This window comes from Stenotrophomonas sp. B1-1, assembly GCF_010894375.1.
Lineage (GTDB): Bacteria > Pseudomonadota > Gammaproteobacteria > Xanthomonadales > Xanthomonadaceae > Stenotrophomonas.
Genome location: NZ_JAAIUZ010000019.1, coordinates 63,293 through 84,931, shown reverse-complemented (window position 1 = coordinate 84,931; position 21,639 = coordinate 63,293). Strand labels below are relative to the sequence as shown.

Here is a 21,639-nt window from a genome sequence, read left to right as displayed (position 1 = left end):
TGTCACCTGATCGGCCTTAGTCTCGCCCGGCATTCCCAATCACAAGGAGTAGTCGATGCGATTGCTGTCCCCGCTCGCCGCCGCCTGCCTGCTGGCGCTGGCCGCCGCGCCGGCCCAGGCCGAGGTCTTCATCAACGAACTGCACTATGACGACAGCACCGCTGCCGGCGACGTGGGCGAGGCCATTGAAGTGGTCGCCACCGCCGGTGAGGACCTGTCCGGCTACCGCCTGTACCTGTACAACGGCAGCAACCCATCGGCTGCGGCGGTCTACGCCAACAACCCGGTGCCGGCCGGCACCGCGGCCAGCTGCGGCAGCGCCACCATCGCGGTGGTCACCTACCCGACCAATGGCCTGCAGAACGGGCCGAACGACGGCATCGCCCTGGTCGACGCCAGCGGCAAGGTCGTGCAGTTCCTGAGCTACGAGGGCGCGATCACCGCGGCCGGTGGCCCGGCGGCCGGCATGACCAGCCAGAACATTCCGGTGGCCGAAACCAACAGCACCGCACCGGGCACCTCGCTGCAGCTGACCGGCAGCGGCAGCCAGTACGCGCACTTCACCTGGGCCGAATCGGCCGGCCAGACCTTCGGCCGCTGCAACACCAGCCAGACCTTCACCGGCGGTGGCGGCACCCCGGGCCCGAACACCCCGCCGTCGGTCAGCACCACCACCCCGGCGCAGGGCAGCAGCACCTTCCCGGCCGCGGCCGATCTGGAAGTGGTGTTCAGCGAAACGGTGACCCTGGCCAGCGGCGCCTTCAGCCTGAGCTGCGGCAGTTCGGGCAGCGTGCCGCTGACCTGGCCGACCAGCGGCCGCACCGTGAAGCTGTCCACCAACACCGCCCTGGTGGCCGGCGAAGCCTGCCGCTTCGACATCCGCGCCGCGCGCATCACCGACAGCCAGGGCGCACACCCGGCCGCCGACAGCCGCATCGCCTTCACCGTGGCCAGCACCACCGGCAACCCGGACCCGGGCAACCCCGGCAATCCCGGCACCCCGGAGGGCTACTACTCCAAGGTGAACACCAGCAGCCCCAGCCAGCTGCGCTGCTCGCTGCATGAAACCATCAAGGGCCACACCGCCTACCCGTACAGCGGCTCGGGCACCAGCACCTGGACCATCCTGGAAATCGCCGACGAAGACCCGAACAACAGCGGCAAGATCCTGGATGCCTACCGCAACCGCAGCTACACCAAGGTGACCGACCGTGCCGGCAGTGGCAGCGGCCTGAAGTACAACCGCGAGCACACCTGGCCGAATTCGCTGGGCTTTGCCAGCACCACCGGCGACAAGGGCCTGCCGTACGCCCCGTACACCGATACCCACATGCTGTACCTGACCGACGCACAGTGGAACGCCGACCGCGGCAACAAGCCCTTCGGCAAGTGCGACAGCAACTGCGGCGAACGCGCCACCGAGGCCAACAACGGCCAGGGCGGCGGCAGCGGCGGCTACCCGGGCAATTCCAACTGGGTGCGCACCCCGGACGGCAACACCGGCACCTTCGAGGTCTGGGGCCAGCGCAAGGGCGACATGGCGCGTGCGGTGATGTACATGGCGATCCGCTATGAGGGCGGCAAGGATGCGGCCACCGGCCAGTCCGAGCCGGACCTGGAACTGACCGACGACCGCAGCAAGATCGTCAAGACCAGCAGCTCGCCGGCCTACATGGGCCTGCTGTCCACCCTGATCGACTGGCACCTGGCCGATCCGCCGAGCGACGCCGAGCGCGCCCGCAATGACGTGATCTACAGCTTCCAGGGCAACCGCAACCCGTTCATCGACCACCCCGAGTGGGCCACCCCGGCCCTGTTCACCTCGGCCAAGCCGGCCACCTGCCAGCTGGCCAACTGATCTGCGTTGAAGAAAGTTGCAAATCCCCTGTCCGGCCCTGACCCGGCCGGACAGGGGCCCTATACTCGGCGGTCATGTCGATCGCCGATCCCGTCCTGCTGCTGTTCACCACCTGTCCCGACGCGGACAGTGCCGAACGCATCGCCCACGCACTGGTGGGCGAACAGCTGGCCGCCTGCGTGACCCGCCTGGACGGCGCGCGTTCGACCTACCGCTGGCAAGGCCAGGTGACCACCGATACCGAACTGCAGCTGCTGGTGAAGACCACGGCCAGCCGGGTCGATGCCGCCATCGCCCGGATCGTCGCCCTGCATCCGTATGAACTCCCGGAGTGCATTGCGGTCGAAAGCCGGGCCGGCTTGCCGGCGTATCTGGACTGGATCCGGGCGCAGACCCGGGAGGACACCGTTTGAAGACTCTGTTTGCGCGTGGCGCCGCCCTGTGCGCCCTGTTGTGGCTTTCCCTGCCGGCCTTCGCCCTGGACGAGAAGGACCTGCTGCCGGTGGACCAGGCGTTCGCGCTGACCGCCACCGCGCCCGAACGGGGGCAGATCCAACTGCAGTTCAAGATCGCCCCCGGCTACTACCTGTACCGCCACCGCACCAGCGTGAAGGCCGACACCGCCTTCAATGCCGGCGCGCTGCAGATGCCGGCCGGTGACAAGCACCACGACGATTTCTTCGGTGAGGTGGAAACCTACCGCCAGCGCCTGGTGGCGACCCTGCCCGGCGCGCCTACCGATGGCGCCGGCACGATCAGCCTGGAAGTGCGCTACCAGGGCTGCGCCGATGCCGGCGTGTGTTATCCGCCGCAGAAGCGCGTGGTGCAGGTCACCCTGCCCGGTGGCGATGCGGCGGCAGCGCCGGCCGCGCGCAGCGGCACCACGCCTGCCTTCAACAACCCGCTGGCCGGGGCCGGCACCGCGCGCGGCCTGCAGCTGCCCGGCGCCAGCACGGCCCAGGCCCTGCCGCTGCCGTCGGAACAGGCGTTCGCCTTCGATGCCATCGCCAGCGACGGCAACACCCTGCTGCTGCGCTTCAGCCCGGCGCCGGGCTATTACCTGTACCGCGACCGCACGTCGCTGAAGCTGGAAGGCAGCAGCGGTGTGCTGGCCGATACCCCGCGCTGGCCGAAGGCGCAGTCGCACCGCGATGAGCACTTCGGCGATGTCTCGGTGTACTTCAACCAGGTGGAAGTGCCGCTGCCGCTGCGCCGCAGTCGCGCCGATGCGGTGGACGGCACCCTGGTAGTCACCTTCCAGGGCTGCCAGACCGACGGCATCTGCTACCCGCCGATGACCCGCCGGGTGAAGCTGGCGATTCCTGCCGGCAAGGTCAACGCCAGTGCGTCGGCCACTGCTGCACGCAGCGAAGTGATCCAGCCGCTGCCCGGCTCTGCGGCCGATGCCGCACGCGAAGGCGGCGACGGCGCGCTGCGCCGCCTGCTGCCGACCGTGCCGAACGATCCGGCGCCCAACGCCGCAGACACCGCGCCCGGCACGACCGCGTTCGCCGCCGATGCGCGCCCGGACAACGCGCTGCGCACCAAGCCGCCAGGCACCGTGCCGAAGACCGACAGTTCGCTGTTGTGGGTGCTGCTGCTGGCGCTGGGCGGCGGCCTGGTGCTGAACCTGATGCCGTGCGTGCTGCCGATCCTGTCGCTGAAGGTCCTGAGCCTGGCGCAGAGCGGTGAAAGCGCCGAGCGCGCCCGCAGCCATGCCATGTGGTACACGCTGGGCGTGCTGGTGGCCTTCGCGGTGATCGGCGCCTCGATGGTGGGCCTGCGCATGCTGGGCAACGCGGTGGGCATCGGCTTCCAGCTGCAGCACCCGGCCGTGGTGGCCGCGCTGGCCTACGTGATGTTCGCCGTCGGCCTGAGCCTGTCCGGGGTGTTCACCATGGGCGGTGGCGTGGGCAACTTCGGCCAGTCGCTGGCCAGCCGCAGTGGCCCGGCCGGCGACTTCTTCACCGGCGTGCTGGCCTGCGTGGTCGGCAGTGCCTGCGTGGGTCCGTTCTTCGGCCCGGCCGTGGCCTACGCCTTCGTGGCACCGCCGGTGGCGGCCATGCTGGTGTTCCTGTTCCTGGGCCTGGGCCTGGCCCTGCCGTTCCTGCTGATCGGCTTCGTGCCGGCGCTGGCACGGCGCCTGCCCAAGCCCGGCCCGTGGATGGAAACCCTGAAGCACGTGCTGGCCTTCCCGATGTATGCCGCCGCGTTGTGGCTGCTGTGGGTGCTGGGCAAGCAGCGCGGCGTGGATGGCATGGCGTTGGCGCTGGGTGGCCTGCTGCTGCTGACCGGCGGCCTGTGGCTGTTCGAAACCAGCCGCTGGCGCAGCAAGCGCGGTGGCATCCTGCTGGGCGTGCTGCTGGTGCTGACCGCGCTGGTGCCGGTCTGGGGCGTGACCCAGCTGGCACTGCCGGCGCGCGCCGCCCAAGCCAGCACCGACAACGTGGTGGAGTATTCGCCGCAGTTGCTGGACCGCCTGCGCGCCGACAACCGCGTGGTGTTCGTGAACATGACCGCCGACTGGTGCGTGAGCTGCAAGGCCAACGAACGTGCGGTGCTGTCCCGTCCGGAGTTCAAGGACCTGCTCCGCCGCACCAATGCGGTGTACATGCGCGGTGACTACACCAACGTCGATCCGCGGATCACCGATTTCCTGGAAGAGCACAAGGCCGTGGGCGTGCCGCTGTACGTGGTGTACGGCCCCGGCGCGCCGCCCACCGTGCTGCCCACCCTGCTGACCCAGGCAGTGGTGGAAGAAGCCCTGCTGCGCACCGCGCGGTGAAGTGGCAGCGGCCCGCACTGCTGTGGACAGCGGTGCTGGCCGCCGGCCTGGGCCTGTGGGCCGGGCACCGGCTGACACCGGCACCCACGGCGCCGCGCGCGCCTTCCGATGCTGCTGTGGCAAGCGCTCCCACGTTGCGACCCGGTGATGCCCTGCCCGCACTGGTACTGCCCGACCCATCGGGCCAGCCGCTGGACATCCGCCAGCGCTTCGCCGGTCGCCCATTGCTGGTGAATGTCTGGGCCAGCTGGTGCGGCCCCTGCGTGGAAGAAATGCCCGAGCTGCAACACTTCGCCCAGGCACAGGGGAGCGCCGGTGTGCAGGTGCTGGGGCTGGCCCTGGATACCCCCGAGGGCGTGGCCGATTTCCTGCAGCGGGTGCCGGTGCACTACCCCATCGTGCTGGACACGCCAGGCCCACGCGATGCCAGCGTGCAGCTGGGCAACGCACAGGGCCTGCTGCCCTACAGCGTGCTGTTCGATGCGGACGGGCGCATGGTCAAGGCCAAGCTGGGCCCATTCGCGCACGGCGAGATTGCAGACTGGGTGAAGTAGGTTTTTTGCAGGGCTGCGCCCTGCACCTGCTCAATGCAACGTCAACGTCAACGTCCAAAAGCGAGCTATCCGTGGGATGGCGGGGCGGTGTGGGTGGGCAGGACACGCCGCAAGTACGTCCTTGTAGGCTCGTAGGCGCCATCCATGGCGCCTGCGGTCCTGCCCACCCACACCGCCCCGCCTCTGACAGTTTCCTGCGGCTGTGGGTAACGGCAACTGTTCGAACGCTCGGCTGTTGGTAGGTGTCGACCTTGGTCGACACATCTGTCAGATATCCAGAACGATCTGGGGTCGGAGCCCGTTGCGCAGCAACGGGATCCGACCCCGTGCCGTTCCAACAGCGCGCGGAAAACTGTCGAAGGCGGGGTGGGTCCGGTCGAGGGGGCGTGAGCCGCATGGATGCGGCGACCGAGCTTACATGGACGTACTTGCAGCGTCCCCCTCGACCGGACCCACCCCGCCAACCCACGGATAGCCCGCTGTTGCTTCGGCTTCGGCTTCGGCTTCGGCTCTGGCTCGTAGCGGGTGCAGGGCGCAGCCCTGCCGGAACACCCTCCTTGACCAGGGCCGGTCGTGACCGGGAGAATTCCGAGATTAATTCTCATTTACTGTTGCGCAGGGATGCCGCGGCAGACCTACGGCCCCCTTCCCGATGTTCAAGAACGTCCTGTTCCAGCTGCACTGGTTCCTCGGCATCACCGCCGGCACCATCCTGGCCATCATGGGCCTGAGTGGCGCGGCGCTGTCGTTCGAGGACGAGCTGCTGCGCGCCGCCAACCCCGGCCTGGCCGGGATTGCCGAACATCACGCCGACGGCCAGCCGCCGCTGAGCCTGGACGAACTGGTGCCGATGCTGCAGGCCGGCAGCGACCGGCCCCTGCAACGCCTGCGCGTGGATGCCACCGGCCAGCGTCCTTCGGTGGCGCGCTTCGAAGGCGGCAAGGAACACTGGGTCTACTTCGACCCGTACAGCGGTGAGCGCTTCAGCACGCTGCGCGGCCAGGCCTTCTTCGACTTCGTCGAAGACCTGCACCGGCACCTGGCCGCGGGCGAGCGCGGCAAGCTGCTGACCGGCAGCTGCGCGATCATCCTGTTGTTCTTCGTGCTTTCCGGTCTCTACCTGCGCTGGCCACGACAGTGGTGGCGCCCTCGCACCTGGCTGGCCGTGGAATGGAAGCGCAGTGGCCGCAGCTTCCTGTGGAGCCTGCACTCGGTGGTCGGCACCTGGGTGCTGCTGGTCTACCTGGTCATCGTGCTGACTGGCCTGTGGTGGTCGTTCGACTGGTACCGCGATGGCGTGACCCGCCTGCTGGGCGATGGCCGCAGTGCCACCCGTGCCCACGTGCAGCCCGGCCCGCTGGACATGACGCGGGTGCAGGAAAGCCTGTACGCCCTGCCCGGCGTGCGCAGCGGCTACATCGACCTGCGCCTGCCCGGCAAACCGGGCCAGCCGATCACCGCCCGGGTGATGGCCGGTGATCCCGCCCTGCGCGGTGGCGGCCATGACCGTGCCCAGGACAGCCTGCAGATCGACCCGGGCACCGGCGCCGTGCTGGAACACCGCCCTTACGGCCAGCTGGATGCGGGCGGCAAGGTCATGACCAGCATGTTCGCGCTGCACTCGGGCAGCTTCTTCGGCCTGCCCGGTCGCGTGATCGTCATGCTGTCCAGCCTGTGTATGACCCTGTTCTTCATCACCGGTTGGATGCTGTACCTGGACCGTCGCCGCAGCCAACGCGCCGCGCGCGCGTTGCGCAAGTCGCTGCCGGACAGCGGCACCAGCCTCGCCCAGGAAGGCACGCCGTGGCGGGTGGTACACGCCAGCCAGAGCGGCCTGGCCGAACAGCTGGCCTGGCGCGCAGCGGCCCAACTGCAGGCGGCCGGGCACCCGGTGCAGGTGCTGCCGCTTGCGCGGCTCAGCCTGCAACAGCTGCAGGACACGCCACAGGTGCTGTTCGTGCTCAGCACCTTCGGCGATGGCGAGCCCCCGGACAACACGCGCCGCGCGGCCCGCCAGCTACTCGCGCAGTCGGCCGATCTTTCCGGTCTGCGCTATGGCCTGCTGGCACTGGGCGATCGCCAGTACCCGCACTACTGCGCCTTCGGCGTGCAGGTGGATGACTGGTTGGCACGCAACGGCGCGCAGCCGTTGTTCGACCGCATCGACGTGGATGCGGCCGCGGTGGCGTCGCTGCGCCAATGGCAGCTGCAGCTGGGTGCGTTGACCGGCATCCACACGGATGACAGCGTGCTGCCGCCGACCACCGTGCTGCATGACTGGCAGCTGCTGGAGCGTACGCTGTTGAATCCCGGCAGCATGGGCGGGCAGATCTGGCGCATCCGCCTGGCCCCGCCGGCGAACCAGCACTGGAAGGCCGGCGACATCCTGCACATCGCACCGCGCAACGCCGCCGCGCACGCGCGCGCCGTGCTGCAGGCGCACGGGCTGGACCCGCTGCAGCCGACCCGCGTGGATGGACAGACCCGCACCCTGCTGCAACTGGCCAGCGAACGCGTGCTGCCCGATGGCCGGCCGGCCGTGCCGGTGCAGGACGGCTGCCTGTGGCTGTCCGGGCTGCCGCTGCTGCCTGGTCGTGAGTACTCGATCGCCTCCTGTGCCGCCGATGGCGCAGTGGAACTGGTGGTACGCCTGACCCACGACAGCGCCGGCCGTCCCGGTCTGGGCTCCGGCTGGCTGGCCGTGCATGCGGCGCCCGGCGAAAGCATTGCCGCGCGCGTACACCACAACCCCGGTTTCCAGCGCGTGGCCGGAACCCCGATGGTGCTGATCGGCAACGGTACCGGCATCGCCGGCCTGCGCAGCCTGCTGCGCGAAGCCGCTGCCGACGGCGAGCACGGGCACTGGCTGCTGTTCGGCGAGCGCCAGTGCGCGCACGACCTGCTGTTCGCCGACGAGCTTGCGCACTGGCAGGCCGACGGCCATCTTGCACGGGTAGACTTGGCATTCTCGCGCGATGCCGACGGTGGCGGCTACGTGCAGCACCGGCTGCAGGCGGCAACCGGCGAACTGCAAGCGTGGCTGGCACGCGGTGCGGTGATCCACGTCTGCGGTTCGCTGCAGGGCATGGCCGAAGGCGTGGACCAGGTGCTGCGTGCCGCGCTGGGCGACGATGCCGTGGAAACGCTGCTGGAGAACGGGCGCTACCGCCGCGACGTGTACTGAGTCGATCGGCCGGGCATGGCCCGGCGCTTCCCGGTAACGCCGGGCCTTGCCCGGCGAAGGCGATCAAGCGGCCGCGCGTGGGCGCCGCTGCGGCTGCAGGCGGAACGCCGATACCGCTTCGGCCAGGGCCTGTACCTGTGCCTGCATCTGCGCCGTGGAGGCGCCCGCCTCTTCCACCAGAGTGGCATTACGCTGCGTACTCGATTCCATCTGCACGATGGTCTGGTTCACCTGCGCGATGCCGGCGTGCTGTTCCTGCGATGCGCTGCGGATGCCGGCGAGCAGTTCAGCCAGCTGCTGCACGCTGCCGACGATATCGCCCATCGTGGTGCCGGCCTGCTCAGCCAACGCATTGCCCCGGCCAACGCGGGTGACCGAATCTTCGATTAGCGCTTTGATCTGCTTGGCCGCCTCGGCACTGCGCTGGGCCAGCAGGCGCACCTCCGAGGCCACCACTGCGAAGCTGCGGCCCTGCTCGCCAGCACGCGCGGCTTCAACTGCGGCGTTCAGTGCCAGGATGTTGGTCTGGAAGGCGATGCCGTCGATCAACTGGGTGATGTCGCCGATACGGCGCGAGGCTGCGCTGATGCCGTGCATGGTTGCCACCACCTGACCGACTGCCTGGCCGCCGCGCGCCGCCACGGCTGCCGCGCTCTGCACCAGCGCGTCGGCGCGGCCGGCGGCATCGGCGTTGCGGCCAACGGTGTCTGTCAGCTCATGCAGGGAGGCGGCGGTCTCTTCCAGGTTGGCCGCCTGCTGTTCAGTCCGTTGCGATAGATCGTGGTGGCCGGAGACGATTTCGCCAACGCCCAGATCCAGCTGTGCGGTGGCCTGCTGGATGCGGGTGACGATGCGCCCAAGCTGGCCAACGGTGGCATTGGCATCGTCGCGCATGCGTGCGAAAACGCCTTGCAGTTCGCCTTCCATGCGCACGCTCAGGTCGCCGCGCGCCAATGCCGCCAGCAGCGCCTGCAGGTCGGCAAGGTTGGTCTCAAAGGTGGCCAGAAGATGGTTGATGCTGGTGGACAGGGTCCGTACGAAACCCTGCTTGCCTTCCAGTGCAATGCGGCCGTGCAGGTCGCCGTGCGCAGCGGCATCGACCAGTGCCGCCACCTCGGTTTCCAGCATAGTTTCCAGCGCACGGCTGCGCCATTCCACCGCCACCCCAAGGAAGTGCCCGTCGTCGACAATGGCGTTGGCGATCAGCTGATAGCGCACGCCCGCATGCGCGATCTCGTGCTCCTCGCGGCGGCGTGCGCCGGCCAGGCCGACCATCGCCGGATGCAGGCGCGCGGCATCACTGCCCACCAGGGTGTCGATCTGCAGCGCCAGCAGCTGCAGCAGCGCCGGGTTGGCGTAGGCCACGCGGCCCTCGGCGTCGATCACCATCAAACCGGTCTGTGCACTGTCCAGCGCCTGGCGCACCCGGGTATTGCCACGCGCGACCGAACGCTCGTCTTCGATCCGTGCGCGCAGCCGCTGCTGCATGTGGATCAGCCGCTGTGCCAGCTGGCCGATCTCATCGCTGTCGTTGTGCACGCGCAGCGTGGTATCCAGGCGGTCGTCGGCGATGTCGCTGGCGAAGCGCAGCGTGTCCTGGATCGGGCGGCGTACGGCGCGCAGGACCAGCACCAGGCTGGTGATCAGCACGCCCGCAACCAGCACGAGGGTGAACGCGAACAACGCGCCCATGGTGCGTGCGCCCCGTTGCTGGCGGGACTGTACCTGCGCCAGTGCGGCCCGCTGTGCTTCCTGGAACGTGGCCACTGCCGGCGCCACGGCGGCGGCGGTATCCAGCAGGGACTGCGCTTCCACGTCCAGGCCGACCCGCGCGGCGGTATAGCCCAGCAACGTGGCCTGATAGGCATCCATGGCGCTGCGCAGACGTTCCTGGGCATCGGCCGGCAACCCGACCAAGGCGAGGTCGAAAGGTAGTTTCTCTTCGCTTGCGCGGTCTGCATGGGTGGAGTCGCCATCGAGCAGCAGCAGCGCCTCCTGCCGGCGCATCTTCTGGACATGCAGCTCCAGCGCGGGACGCTGCTGCGCCGCCACCGCCGCCTGCAGCGTATCGGCAGCCTGCTGCAGCTGCGCGGCCAAGCCCGCCTCGCCCCGTCCCATCTCGTCAACACGCGCGAACAGCGCCGTGATGCCGTCGGAGAAGCCGTCCACGGCCTCCGCCAGAGACTGCAGTGCCTTGCGCCGGCCAGCGTCCATGGGTTGCGCACGCAGCGCCTGCAGGTCGCGTTGCAGCGACTGCTGCGTGACCAGCAATTGGCTGCGGTCGGCATCGTCGAAACTGCGTGCATACTGTGTCTGCAGGCGACGCGCCTCGGCCACACGGGTGGCCAGCGCTGCGGCCAGGTCGCTGCCACGCTGGTAGCTGGCCTGCGTGCGTGCGGCCTGTGCGCTGGCGTGGCCGGTCCAGGCATACACCCCAGCGATGGCCACCAGGCCCAGGCCGCAGACCCACAGGGTGGCTTTCAGCTTGTTGGCGACGCTGAGCCGATGCGGCTGCAGCCAGCGCAGCACGCCAGGAAACGCCGAGCGCAGACCATCCAGGCGGGTGCGCAGGGATCGGAGGCGGGGCACCGCGATCAACATGACAGACTCCAGGCAGAAGGACGCACCTGTATCGGCCCGGATCGTCGGGACTTTAGCCCTTGTTTCGGCGGCCATCGCGGCACCGGCGGTCGCGGTCTTTGTACCGGCCACAGACGACGGGGGAATGACACGGCCCTGCCGCTTGACCTCAACCCCGGTTGCGGTTGCACAGTAGGGTTCTGTGCCCCACCCGGTGCCGTGATGACCACGCTCGATGTCCCCCACTACCTGCAACGCCTGCAGCTGCAGGCCACGCCGTCGGCCACCCTTGCTGGGCTGGCCGAGCTGCAGCAGCGCCACAACGCCCACGTACCCTTCGAGACGCTGACCTGCCTGCTGCGCGATGCGGTGCCGATCGATCTGGACAGCGTGCAGCGCAAGCTGCTGCACGCCCAGCGCGGCGGTTACTGCTTCGAGCTCAACGGCGCCTTCCTGGCGCTGCTGCAAGCGCTGGGTTTCGATGCCCACCCGCTGAGCGCGCGCGTGCTGCTGTCGGCCGGCGACGGCGAACTGACCCCGCGTACCCATTTGTTGATCCGGGTACGCCTGGATGACGAGGACTGGCTGGTGGATACCGGCTTTGGCAGCCTGACCCCGACCGTACCGCTGCGCCTGCGCGAGAGCGCCGTGCAGGACACGCCGCACGAGCGCTATCGGCTGCAGCGGCTGGACAATGGCGATTTCCTGCTGGCCGCCAGCAGCGGCGATGACTGGCGTTCGCTGTATCGCTTCGACCTGGCCTCACCGGCGGCGGCCGACAACGAAGTGGGCAACTGGTACGTGTGCACGCACCCGCACTCCAGTTTCCCGGGCGAGCTGCGTGCTTCGCTGACCGGCCCGAACTGGCGCCGCACCATCGGCAGCGGCAACTACACCGAGTACCGCCACGGCCAGACGCCGCAGAAGCGGGCGCTGCGCGATGTGGCCGATGTGCGGCAGGTCCTGCAGGATCGCTTCGGGGTGCGGCTTCCCGACGATGCGCGACTGGACCCCGCCATTGCAGGGTGGTTGCAGCGATGGCAGTCCGCTGCCTCGTAACCGGGCGTCAGGCTGCCGGGGCCTGCACGGCAATACGGTTGCCTTCGCTGTCGGCGATCTCCGCCACGTGCCACCCACCGGTCTGGGCGGGGCCGAACCGTAGCGTGGCGCCCGCCTGCAGCGCACGGGCCAGGCTGGCGTCCAGGTCATCGGCACCGATGTAGATGCGCGCCCCCTGCTCCGAGGGCCGATAGTCCGCTCCCTGCACCAGGGCCAGGCTGGCGCCGCCGGCGTCATCGTCGAACGGCAGGTAGGCCATCATGCAGTCATGCACCGGCACCGGGGCATCGATCACCACCTGCAGCCAGCGCTGGTAGAACGCGATGGCACGGGCCAGGTCGGCCACCGGAATCTCGACATGCATGACAGGGTTCATCGCTACGTCAGTTCGCTTCAGATGATGCGCAGGGTAATCGCCTTCAGCACCGCGCGGGTACGGTCGCGGGTCCCCAGCTTGTCCAGGATGGTGGACACGTAATTCTTCACCGTGCCTTCGGCCAGGAACAGGCTGCGCGCGATTTCCTTGTTGCTGTAGCCACCGGCCAGCAGGCGCAGGATCGCGACCTCGCGCTCGCCGAACGTATCGTTGGGCGGTGCCTGGTCATGGAACCGGTAGCGCGCCCGCACCGGCTCGGTACTGACCGGCAGCAGCAGGGTCTCACCTGCGGCGACGCGCTCGATGGCATCGCGCAGATCGGCCGGAGCGGCATCCTTCAACAGAAAGCCCTGCGCACCCGCCTCGCTGGCACGCAGCAGCAGATCGCTTTCATCGAAGGTGGTCAGCAGCAGGCAGGGGGTTGCGTCGCCACGCGCGCGCAGTTGCCGCAAGGCTTCAATCCCGTCCAGGCCCGGCATGCGGATATCGCTCAGCACCACATCGACCGGCTGCACGGCCAAGGCATCCAGCAGCGCCTGGCCGTCTTCTGCTTCCAGCACCACCTGCACCCCCAAGCCCTGCAGCAGCGCCCGCAGACCTGCACGTACCAGCGCCTGATCGTCGGCCAGCGCCACCCGCACCGCCAGAGCCGTCATGCCGGCAACCGCGCGAGCAGGTGCATGCCGCCGCTCTCGGTACGTGCCAGCTGCAGGCGCCCACCAACTTCGGCCAGGCGCTCGCGCATGCCGGCAATGCCGTTGCCTTCGCGGATGCGTTCGGCACGCTGGCCATCATCACGGATATCGATCTGCAACTGCGCATCCTCCTCACTCACCTGCAACCAGACAGTGGCTGCATCGCCATGGCGCGCGGCATTGGTCAGTGCTTCCTGCACCAGCCGCAGCACCGCTTCGGCCACCTGCGGATCGGTCACGCGCAAGCCTTCGGCGATCTGCACCTGAAGGCGCGGACGCGGGAACGGTGCGGCCAGCGCATGCAACGCCGTGGCCAGGTCCAGCCCGCGATCATCACGCATGGACTGCACCACCTGGCGGATGTCAGCCAGCAGCTCGCCGGACAACTGCTCGGCCATGCGCAGCCCCTCCAGCCCCGCCACCCGTTCGTCGGCGGCAAGCGCGCGCAGGTTCAGGCGCATGGCCGTCAGCTTGTGCCCCGCCACGTCGTGCAGTTCGCGGGCCAGGCGCAGCCGTTCGGCATCGCGCGCACTGTCGGCCAACAGCGCGCGCGTGGCCAACAGGTCTGCGTTGACCCGGGCCAGCGCGTCGCGCGCCAGCGCACTGCTGCGCGCGTAGTGGGCGGTAAGTGCGGCGAAGGCCTGGAAGCCGCTGTACAGCAGCACCACCATGAACGGCTGCGAGAACCCGACGTGCTTCAACACCAGATACATGGCCAGGTTGGCCGGCAGGGCCAGGGCAAGCACCACGCGCGGCGGCCAGTGTTCGCCCAGTTGCGCCACCAGCGCCACCAGCAGAATGGGCGCGGTGCCGGTACGCGGCTCCAGCGCCACCATGGCCACGGCCAGCCCGGTCTGCAGCACCGCCGCCAGCAGGCGCACGCCATGCCGGGTGGGCAGCTGCGAATGCAGCGCGAACAGCAGCAGGAACAGGCCCAGCGCGCACCAGCGCGCGCCGGCACCGGCACCGTGGATGTCCAGGGTCAGACCGACCACGACGATGGTCAGCAGACCCGCCAGGCTGAGGGGACGCAACAGGTGGCGGAAGAATGCAGGCATGGCCGCATGCTGCCGGTCGGCAGGGTATGCCGGCAATGGGGTAGGCGCAGAAAGTGACTTCTGGCACGTCGAATCGATGACCACTGGCCCTGAACCCTGGCCCGGCCCGCGCCCAGACTGCAGACCTACCGCCCCTGGAGCCTACCGCCATGATCCGCACCGCACTGCTCAGCACCACCCTCGCCTGCCTGACCCTGGCCGCCAGCGCATCGGCTGCCGACCTGACCTTGAACGTGCAGGGCATCCGCGCCCAGACCGGCACCGTGCGGGCAGCCCTGGTGAACAGTGCCGACGGTTGGGACGGCAAGGCGGCCCCGCTGAAAGCGGCGCAGGCCAGGCCGAGCGGCGACCACCTGCAGTTCACCTTCAAGGACCTGCCGGCGGGCAGCTACGCCGTGTTGCTGACCCACGACGAGAACGACAACGGCAAGCTGGACACCAACCTGGTCGGCATGCCGGTGGAAGGCTACGGCTTCAGCAACAACCCCAACGTGATGCGCAAGCCGACCTTCGACGAGGCCCGCTTCACGGTGCCGGCCACCGGCACTGCGATCGACATCACCCTGCGCTGACCCCCGCCCGAGAATCGCCATGGACCGTCGTCGCTTCCTCCGTACCCTGCTCAGCAGTGCTGCCGGCCTGGCCGTGGGTGCCACCGCCCTGCGCAGCGCACCGGCCTTCGCCAACGACCCGGCGCAGTTCGCGCAGGGACTGCATGACCACCCCTGGCTGCTTGGATGGCGGGGGGTCAGCAGCGAAACCCTGGGCCCGGCCACGGTCGACCTGCAGGGCCGCCTGCCGGCAGGCCTGGCAGGCACGCTGTACCGCAATGGTCCGGCATGGACCGAGCGCAATGGCCTGCGCTACGACCATTGGTTCGACGGCGACGGCATGGTGCACGGTTGGCGCTTCAATGGCGATGGCAGCCTGACCCATCACGCGCGGATGGTGGCCACGCCCAAGTTCACCCGTGAACAGAAGGCCGGTCGCTTCCTGTACCCGGCCGCAGGCACCAGCGTTCCGGACACCCAGCCGGTACGCAACAACGATGACGCCAACACCGCCAACACCTCGGTGGTGACATTGAACGGGCGGCTGTTCGCGCTGTGCGAGGCCGGTTCGGCCTTCGAAGTACACCCGGACACCCTGGACACGATCGGACCGGTCACCTGGCGCCCCGATCTGGCAGCCATGCCTTTTTCGGCCCACCCCCTGCCCGACCGCGACGGCAGTCTGTGGAACTTCGGCTCGATCAGTCTGGTAGGCGGTTCTGCACTGCTGGTGTGGCACCTGGGCAAGGACGGCCAGCTGTGCAGCGCCAACGTGATCCAGACGCCCGAATACGGCTACCTGCACGCGTTCACCATGACCGACCAGCACCTGGTGTTCGTACTGGCCCCGTTCGACTTCAAGCAGAGCGGCGGCAGCTTCTTCGAGCGCATGGCCTTCGCCCCGCAGCGTGCAGCGCGCATTGCCGTGGTGGACAAGAACAGCCCTGACAAGGCGCAGTGGTTCGAGGCGCCGTTCGCAGCCATCTACCACTTCGGTGATGCCTACGCCCGTGACGGCGGCATCGTGGTGCGCGCCGTGCGCCGCGACGACATCAACGAGGCGCGTTCACCCATGAAGGAAGCCATGGCCGGCGATGGCGCGCACGCAGTGAATGGCCATACCACCCTGGTCGAGCTGCACCTGGACCTGCGCCGCACGCAGGCGCGCTGGCAGGACACCGGCATCAGCACGGTAGAGTTCCCGCTGTTCGATGCGCGTACGCCCAGCACCCGCGGCGCCCGTCTGTATGCACCCACCATTGCCGGTGAAGCCACCGCGCCGTACTTCAATGCGGTGGCCGCGTTCGACGTGGACCGTGGCCGGCGCCAACTGTGGCGCTACGGCACCGATATCCTGGCCGAAGAACACGTCTTCGTGCCGCGCCCGGGCAGCCGCAGTGCCGATGATGGCTGGCTGGTCGGCACCCTGCTGGACCCGGTACAGCAGCGCAGCGGCATTGCCGTACTGGATGCGCGCCACGTTGGCGATGGGCCACTGGCGCAGGCCTGGCTGCCATACGCGGTGCCGTTGGGCTTCCACGGGACCTTTGCTGCACGTGGTTGAGCACACCGGACGCACGGCCTTGCTGTCATGCTGGCACTCCGATTCACTGCGGAACTGCCCATGCCCCTGATCGACTACCGTGAAGCGTTGGCACCGCGTGGCCATCTGCGAGTCGCCATCAACCTGGGCAACCCGGTGCTGGCCCAAGGCGACGCATCGGCGCCGCGTGGCCCCTCGGTGGAACTGGCCACGGCGCTGGCGCAACGGCTGGCGGTCGCGCCGCATTTCACTTGCCATGACGCCGCCGCGTCGGTCGTGGCGGCCGCTGCTGCTGATGACTGGGACCTGGCCTTCCTGGCGGTCGATCCAGCGCGCGCCGATCGCATCGCCTTCAGCGCGCCCTATGTGGAAATTGAAGGCACCTACCTGGTGCGGGATGACAGCCCCGCGCAGCAGGTGGCCGATCTTGATCGCCATGGCATGCGCGTCGCGGTGGGCCGCGGCGCCGCCTACGATCTGTTTCTCAGCCGTGCGTTGCAGCATGCACGCATCGAGCGTGCCGACACATCCGCCGCCGCCATTGCCTTGTTCGCCCAGCAGCGCCTGGACGCGGCTGCAGGCGTGCGCCAGCCATTGCAGGCCTGGGCAGCGCAGCATCCCGGCCACCGCGTGCTGGCTGACCGGTTCACTTCCATCGCCCAGGCCGTGGCGGCACCGACCGCGCGCCCGGTAGCGGCGCTGCAGGCGTTGTTTGCCGAAGTGGATGCGATCCGCCAGACATCGCTGCTGGTCGAAGCATTCGACCGCGCCGGGCAGCAAGTCACCCTGCTGCGGTAGGGACCAGTAGAGTCGAGCTTGCTCGACTGCCGTGAGTTGTAGAGTCGAGCCATGCTCGACTGCTTCTGGCGGTCCAGTCGAGCATGGCTCGACTCTACATAGAGCGAAGAGCAGTCGAGCATGGCTCGACTCTACAGACAGCGAAGCTCGACGCTACGTGGCGGTGATGCACGCCAGCAGACGCGCCAATGCAGGATTGCGGTTGCCATCACGCCAGAACAGGACCTGCTGCACCTGCGGGGCATCCTTCAGCCCCACGAATGCAACGCCAGGCACCCCCAGCCGGCGCAGCGACGCCGGCACCAGCGCGATGCCCAACCCTTCCGCCACCAGGCTGACGATGCTCTGCTGCAACTGCACTTCCAGACGTATCCGCGGTTCCAGCCCTGCGGCGCGGAAGCACGCGTCGATCGCTTCGCGCAGCGTCGGCACCACCTCGGCGGGCGCGGTGATCAGGCCTTCATCGGCCAGCGCAGCCACGGCCACCTGACGCCGCCGCGCCAAGCGGTGGTCCTGCGGCACCACCACGCACAACGGCTCCTGCAGCAATGGCTGCATCTGCAGACCGCGCATTGCTGCGGGCGCGAACCCGATGCCTGCATCCAGCTCGCCACTGAGCACCCCGTCCAGCAGCGGGAACGGCAGTGCCTCGCGCAGGCGTAGCTGAACCTGCGGGCAGGCTGCCATGAACCGGCGCGCCAAGGGCGGCACCGAACTGTGGGCGGCGTGCATCATGAAACCGACCTGCAGTTCGCCCTGTTCACCGGCGTCGATCTGCCGCGCCGTGTGGCAGGCCTGCTGCAGTGACGCCAGCACGGCACGCGCATCATCGCGGAAGCGCTGGCCGGCCGGGGTCAGCCGCACATGGCGCGAATCGCGCTCGAACAGTGCCACGCCCAGCGAGCGTTCCAGCGCCGCGATCTGCCGGCTGAGCGGGGGCTGTGTGACGTGCAGGCGCTCGGCCGCACGGCCAAAGTGCAGGGTATCGGCCACGGCCAGGAAATAGCGCAACGGGCGGATGTCGATCATGCACAAAGGGTATCGCCGAATGCCAAAGAAAGCATTGGAAGGTATGGATGGCGCTGCGTAGCCTTGTAGCCCCTCCCCTCTTTCAAGCCGCCATGTGGTCTGTCCTGGCGATCGTGCTTCCCATCTTCGCCCTGGTGTTCGCGGGTTGGGTGGCGCGCCGCAGCGGCGCCCTGGGCCCGCATTCCACCAGTGAACTGAACCGGTTCGTCGTCTACCTTGCCCTGCCTGCGCTGCTGTTCGACGTGGTGGCCCACGCGCACTGGCGCGACCTCTGGCACCCCGGCTTCCTACTCAGCTTCGGCATCGGCACGGCGCTGGTGTTCGCGGCCACGGTGCTGCTGCGCCGACGCGGCGGCCATGCCCTGGCCGATGCCAGCATCGATGGCCTGAATGCCGCTTACGCCAACACCGGTTTCATGGGCTTTCCACTGGCGTCAGCGGTGCTGGGACCGGACGCATTGGCACCAACCCTGGTCGCCACCCTGCTGACGGTCTGCGTACTGTTCGCCGTGGCCATCATCCTGATCGAAGCGGGCCTGCAGCGGGAACAGCGCCTGCACCATCTGTTGTGGAAGGTCAGTCGATCGCTGGCGCGCAACCCGCTGCTGCTGGCACCGGCGCTGGGTATCGTGCCGATGGCAACTGGTCTGGCCGTGCCCGGGCCAGTGGACGCCTTCCTGAAGCTGCTGGGCAGCGCCGCAGCGCCCTGCGCCTTGATCGCACTGGGCCTGTTCCTGGGAGAGCGCCGCAACGTTGCCGCCGGGGCCGCACACAGCGCACTGGGCCTGGGGGCTGCCAAGTTGCTGCTGCAGCCGCTGCTGGTGTGGCTGCTGGCCACCCAGGTGTTTGCGCTGCCCACACCGCTGGTACATGCAGCGGTGTTGCTGGCCGCGCTGCCCACCGGCACCGGGCCATTCATGCTGGCCGAGTTCCATCGGCGCGAGGCCGCGACGACCGCGGCGACGGTGCTGGGGACGACCGTGCTGTCACTGCTGAGCGTGACTGCGTACTTGGCGCTGATCCGGTAGCGCCGCACCTGCTGGGCGCAGGACTTCCGTAGAGTCGAGCTTGCTCGACTGCCGTGCTTTGTAGAGTCGAGCCATGCTCGACTGCTTTTGGCAGTCCAGTCGAGCAAGCTCGACTCTACAAAGCGCGAAGAGCAGTCGAGCAAGCTCGACTCTACAAAGCGCGAAGAGCAGTCGAGCAAGCTCGACTCTACAAGAAGCGAAAAGCAGTCGAGCAAGCTCGACTCTACGAAGAGCGAAGTCAGCGGCTCAGGGCTTCCTGCACGGCCAACGCTACGTCGGTGTTGTCGATGTAGCTGCCGTGATTCCAGCCCACGTGCTGGCGGTAGCCGGCATCGACGCCGCGCACGCGCCGGGCCAGGCCTTCGGCGCCGTTGCCCTTGGCCCACAGCGGCACCAGCCCATTGGAATGGTTGCCGGTGGGGCGGAAACTCATGCCCGGCAGCTGCCCGCGGCCGTTGTTGCGTACTGGCTGGAACGCCACCTGCTGCGCATCCGGGCCCATCGGCATGCTGTTGTCGTGGTCGGTGGTGATGATCAGCAGGTTGCGTTCCCAACCGCCATTACGTTCGATCCAGTCGACCACCGCGGCGACCGCATCGTTGAACTCCACCGTTTCCTCGATCAGACGGCCGAACTGCGGCTGGTCGGTGCAGGCGCCGTAGTGCCACTCGGTACCACACGCGCTGGTGTGCGCAGCCCAGTCGGTGGCCCCACCTTCCACCATCAGGAACAGGCCCTTCGGCGAGCGCTGCTGCAGGAACTGCAACGCACCCCGGGTCATGGTGGCCAGGTCGGGCACGCTGTCGATCTTCTTCACCCCGGAAGGTGTAGCCGCGTCGCGCCCGACCACGGCCAGCTGCCGCGCCTGCTGCAGCGTGTTGGCGACCTGCGGCACGCCGATCAGCGGGCGATCACTGGGCAGGCGGCCGGCGGCCAAGGCGGCGAATTCATCCTTGCTGCGGATCAGTCGCCACGCACCCGCCGGATTGCCGGCAATCGGCGTGCCCGCTTGCAGCTGCTGCCAATCCTGCTGCGACACCCATTCCCAGGGGTTCTGGCAGCCCTCGGCGGCGACCGCATCCAGGCCGTCCACGCAGGGCCTGCCGTCCACGCTGTAGCCGGGGCCGCCGGTGCCCATCACCAGATCCATGTGGCCCTGCGCCAGCATCTGGTGGGCAATGGCGTGGTAGCTGTTGCGCGATTCGTTCTGCGCCGCGAACGCCGCGGGCGTGGCATGCGCGAACGGCACCGAAGTGACCACGCCGGTGGCCATGCCCAGGCGCTTGGCGCGCAGCGTGTTGAAGTCCACCGGCATGCCGTCGTTGCTGAAGTTGATCGCGCTGTTGTACGTCTTCACCCCGGAAGACAATGCGGTGCCTGCCGCTGCACTGTCGGTGGCCACGGCGGCCAGGTACTGGTATCCCTCGAACGGCAGGTCGGTGGCGGGTACGGCGGTGGCACTCCAGGCGCGCGATGGGTCGTAGCCGATGGTCTGCGCGGCATCGCGGGTGGGCTGGCTGCTGGCATTCAACGGGAACGTGGTCACGCCCAGGCGCTGCGGGAACTGCGCGTAGGGCGCGCCCTCGCGACTGCCGTACTGCCAGTAAGCGGCAGCATCCCAGGTGCCCCAGCCGGCGCCATCGTTGATCATCACGATCACGTTGTGCGGCCGGGTGGTCCCGGCCAGCGGCGCGTCGCCGCGCGCGACGGGCTGGCATGCGGCCAGAGCGGCCACCATGGCCAGCAGCGACGGGCGCAGCCAACGTCGCGAGGGAGATTGGGTCATGAGGGTTCCTGCAGTGCGAGCGGCGGCGATGCCGCCAACAGCAGGTCGTTATACCCGTGCAATGTTGCAGATTGGGTAGCGTCGAGCGTGCTCGACGGCAAGCCAGGTAGAGTCGAGCTTGCTCGACTGCGGGTGAAGGAGAGCAGTCGAGCAAGCTCGACTCTACGAAGAGCGAGGCGCAGGCTCGGCGCTACGATGCGCGCGTGACGATGTCCACGATCAGCCGTTGCAGTTCGGATTCTGCGTCCGCTTGCGGCAGTGCGGCGCCGGCCACGGCCTCGGACAGCGCCTCGGCAGCACCCAGGATCGCCCAGCGCCCAGCCACGGGCACCTTGCCATCGACTACAAACGGACCCAACCACTGCGCGCACTGGTCGACGAAGTCCTGCTGGTAACGATGGCGAACGTCGCGCAGTTCGGGCGAGCCAGCCAACGCGGCAAGAATCGCCTGGATATCGCTGCCCTGCGAGAGCACACAGTCGATGTAGCCCGATGCAATGGCCCGCGCCCGCTCGGCCAGCCACGCGGGCGCCGCGCCGATGCGCGCCTCGAACACCGCCGTCTGTCGCTGATCGTAGTCGGCATACAGTGCAGCCAGCAGGCCATTGCGGGTGATGAAATGATCGTACGCCACCGGCTTGGTCACGCCCGCCGCTTCGGCCAGCCGCCCCAGGCTGAGTGCATCGGTGCCCTCGCTGCCCACCAATGCCCAGGCCACATCCAGCAACTGGCGGCCGCGCTGTTCACGTGACATC

Annotated in this window: 17 protein-coding genes; 10 read left to right on the top strand and 7 right to left on the bottom strand. The window is 68.6% G+C overall.

The window, feature by feature from the left end; genetic code table 11:
• The first annotated feature begins 55 nt into the window (after positions 1 to 55).
• From G4G00_RS15245 to G4G00_RS15225, 5 genes are all read left to right on the top strand, one after another.
• Complete coding sequence (locus G4G00_RS15245; RefSeq protein ID WP_108757308.1) at positions 56 to 1,858, top strand: endonuclease; 1,803 nt, start codon at positions 56 to 58, stop codon at positions 1,856 to 1,858.
• A 74-nt stretch (positions 1,859 to 1,932) separates the two neighbouring features.
• Positions 1,933 to 2,271: a divalent-cation tolerance protein CutA gene (gene cutA / locus G4G00_RS15240; protein ID WP_108754311.1), complete on the top strand. Its 339-nt coding sequence runs from the start codon at positions 1,933 to 1,935 to the stop codon at positions 2,269 to 2,271.
• On the top strand, positions 2,268 to 4,643 hold the full coding sequence (locus tag G4G00_RS15235; RefSeq protein WP_164274782.1) for a protein-disulfide reductase DsbD domain-containing protein: 2,376 nt from the start codon (positions 2,268 to 2,270) through the stop codon (positions 4,641 to 4,643). The genes cutA and G4G00_RS15235 overlap by 4 nt, the downstream gene beginning before the upstream one ends.
• Complete coding sequence (locus tag G4G00_RS15230) at positions 4,640 to 5,197, top strand: TlpA disulfide reductase family protein (RefSeq protein ID WP_164274779.1); 558 nt, start codon at positions 4,640 to 4,642, stop codon at positions 5,195 to 5,197. Before G4G00_RS15235 ends, G4G00_RS15230 begins: the two co-directional genes overlap by 4 nt.
• A gap of 652 nt (positions 5,198 to 5,849) precedes the next feature.
• Complete coding sequence (locus tag G4G00_RS15225) at positions 5,850 to 8,381, top strand: sulfite reductase flavoprotein subunit alpha (protein WP_108754314.1); 2,532 nt, start codon at positions 5,850 to 5,852, stop codon at positions 8,379 to 8,381.
• A gap of 63 nt (positions 8,382 to 8,444) precedes the next feature.
• On the opposite strand, the gene G4G00_RS15220 is transcribed toward G4G00_RS15225, so the two are convergent.
• Complete coding sequence (locus G4G00_RS15220) at positions 8,445 to 10,982, bottom strand: methyl-accepting chemotaxis protein (RefSeq protein ID WP_164274776.1); 2,538 nt, start codon at positions 10,980 to 10,982, stop codon at positions 8,445 to 8,447.
• 201 nt (positions 10,983 to 11,183) lie between these two features.
• On the opposite strand from G4G00_RS15220, the gene G4G00_RS15215 reads away from it, so the two are divergent.
• Positions 11,184 to 12,020, top strand: coding sequence for an arylamine N-acetyltransferase (locus G4G00_RS15215; RefSeq protein WP_164274773.1), 837 nt, complete (start codon positions 11,184 to 11,186; stop codon positions 12,018 to 12,020).
• Between the two features lie 7 nt (positions 12,021 to 12,027).
• On the opposite strand, the gene G4G00_RS15210 is transcribed toward G4G00_RS15215, so the two are convergent.
• From G4G00_RS15210 to G4G00_RS15200, 3 genes are read right to left on the bottom strand one after another with little or no spacing between them, the layout of a single operon-like run.
• Positions 12,028 to 12,396: a VOC family protein gene (locus G4G00_RS15210; RefSeq protein ID WP_164274770.1), complete on the bottom strand. Its 369-nt coding sequence runs from the start codon at positions 12,394 to 12,396 to the stop codon at positions 12,028 to 12,030.
• A 17-nt stretch (positions 12,397 to 12,413) separates the two neighbouring features.
• A complete protein-coding gene (locus G4G00_RS15205) occupies positions 12,414 to 13,052 on the bottom strand; it encodes a response regulator transcription factor (RefSeq protein ID WP_108754318.1) in 639 nt (212 codons plus the stop codon).
• A complete protein-coding gene (locus G4G00_RS15200) occupies positions 13,049 to 14,149 on the bottom strand; it encodes a histidine kinase (RefSeq protein WP_164274767.1) in 1,101 nt (366 codons plus the stop codon). Before G4G00_RS15200 ends, G4G00_RS15205 begins: the two co-directional genes overlap by 4 nt.
• A gap of 149 nt (positions 14,150 to 14,298) precedes the next feature.
• On the opposite strand from G4G00_RS15200, the gene G4G00_RS15195 reads away from it, so the two are divergent.
• The 3 genes from G4G00_RS15195 to G4G00_RS15185 are packed head-to-tail and all read left to right on the top strand — an operon-like array spanning position 14,299 to position 17,041.
• Positions 14,299 to 14,721, top strand: coding sequence for a DUF2141 domain-containing protein (locus tag G4G00_RS15195; RefSeq protein ID WP_164274764.1), 423 nt, complete (start codon positions 14,299 to 14,301; stop codon positions 14,719 to 14,721).
• A 19-nt stretch (positions 14,722 to 14,740) separates the two neighbouring features.
• Positions 14,741 to 16,264, top strand: a complete 1,524-nt coding sequence (locus tag G4G00_RS15190; protein WP_164274761.1) for a carotenoid oxygenase family protein — start codon at positions 14,741 to 14,743, stop codon at positions 16,262 to 16,264.
• A gap of 60 nt (positions 16,265 to 16,324) precedes the next feature.
• Positions 16,325 to 17,041, top strand: coding sequence for a transporter substrate-binding domain-containing protein (locus tag G4G00_RS15185; RefSeq protein ID WP_108754887.1), 717 nt, complete (start codon positions 16,325 to 16,327; stop codon positions 17,039 to 17,041).
• Between the two features lie 153 nt (positions 17,042 to 17,194).
• On the opposite strand, the gene G4G00_RS15180 is transcribed toward G4G00_RS15185, so the two are convergent.
• Complete coding sequence (locus G4G00_RS15180; RefSeq protein ID WP_108754322.1) at positions 17,195 to 18,070, bottom strand: LysR substrate-binding domain-containing protein; 876 nt, start codon at positions 18,068 to 18,070, stop codon at positions 17,195 to 17,197.
• A gap of 92 nt (positions 18,071 to 18,162) precedes the next feature.
• Between G4G00_RS15180 and G4G00_RS15175 the strand changes: the two genes are divergently transcribed.
• Positions 18,163 to 19,098, top strand: coding sequence for an AEC family transporter (locus G4G00_RS15175; protein WP_108754323.1), 936 nt, complete (start codon positions 18,163 to 18,165; stop codon positions 19,096 to 19,098).
• Positions 19,099 to 19,336: 238 nt separating this feature from the next.
• Here G4G00_RS15175 and G4G00_RS15170 read toward each other — a convergent pair whose 3' ends face one another.
• Complete coding sequence (locus G4G00_RS15170) at positions 19,337 to 20,884, bottom strand: alkaline phosphatase (protein ID WP_164274758.1); 1,548 nt, start codon at positions 20,882 to 20,884, stop codon at positions 19,337 to 19,339.
• 190 nt (positions 20,885 to 21,074) lie between these two features.
• Positions 21,075 to 21,638 carry a TetR/AcrR family transcriptional regulator gene (locus tag G4G00_RS15165; protein WP_164274871.1) on the bottom strand — a complete coding sequence of 188 codons (564 nt, stop codon included), beginning with the start codon at positions 21,636 to 21,638 and terminating at the stop codon, positions 21,075 to 21,077.
• Between the last annotated feature and the right edge of the window lies 1 nt (position 21,639).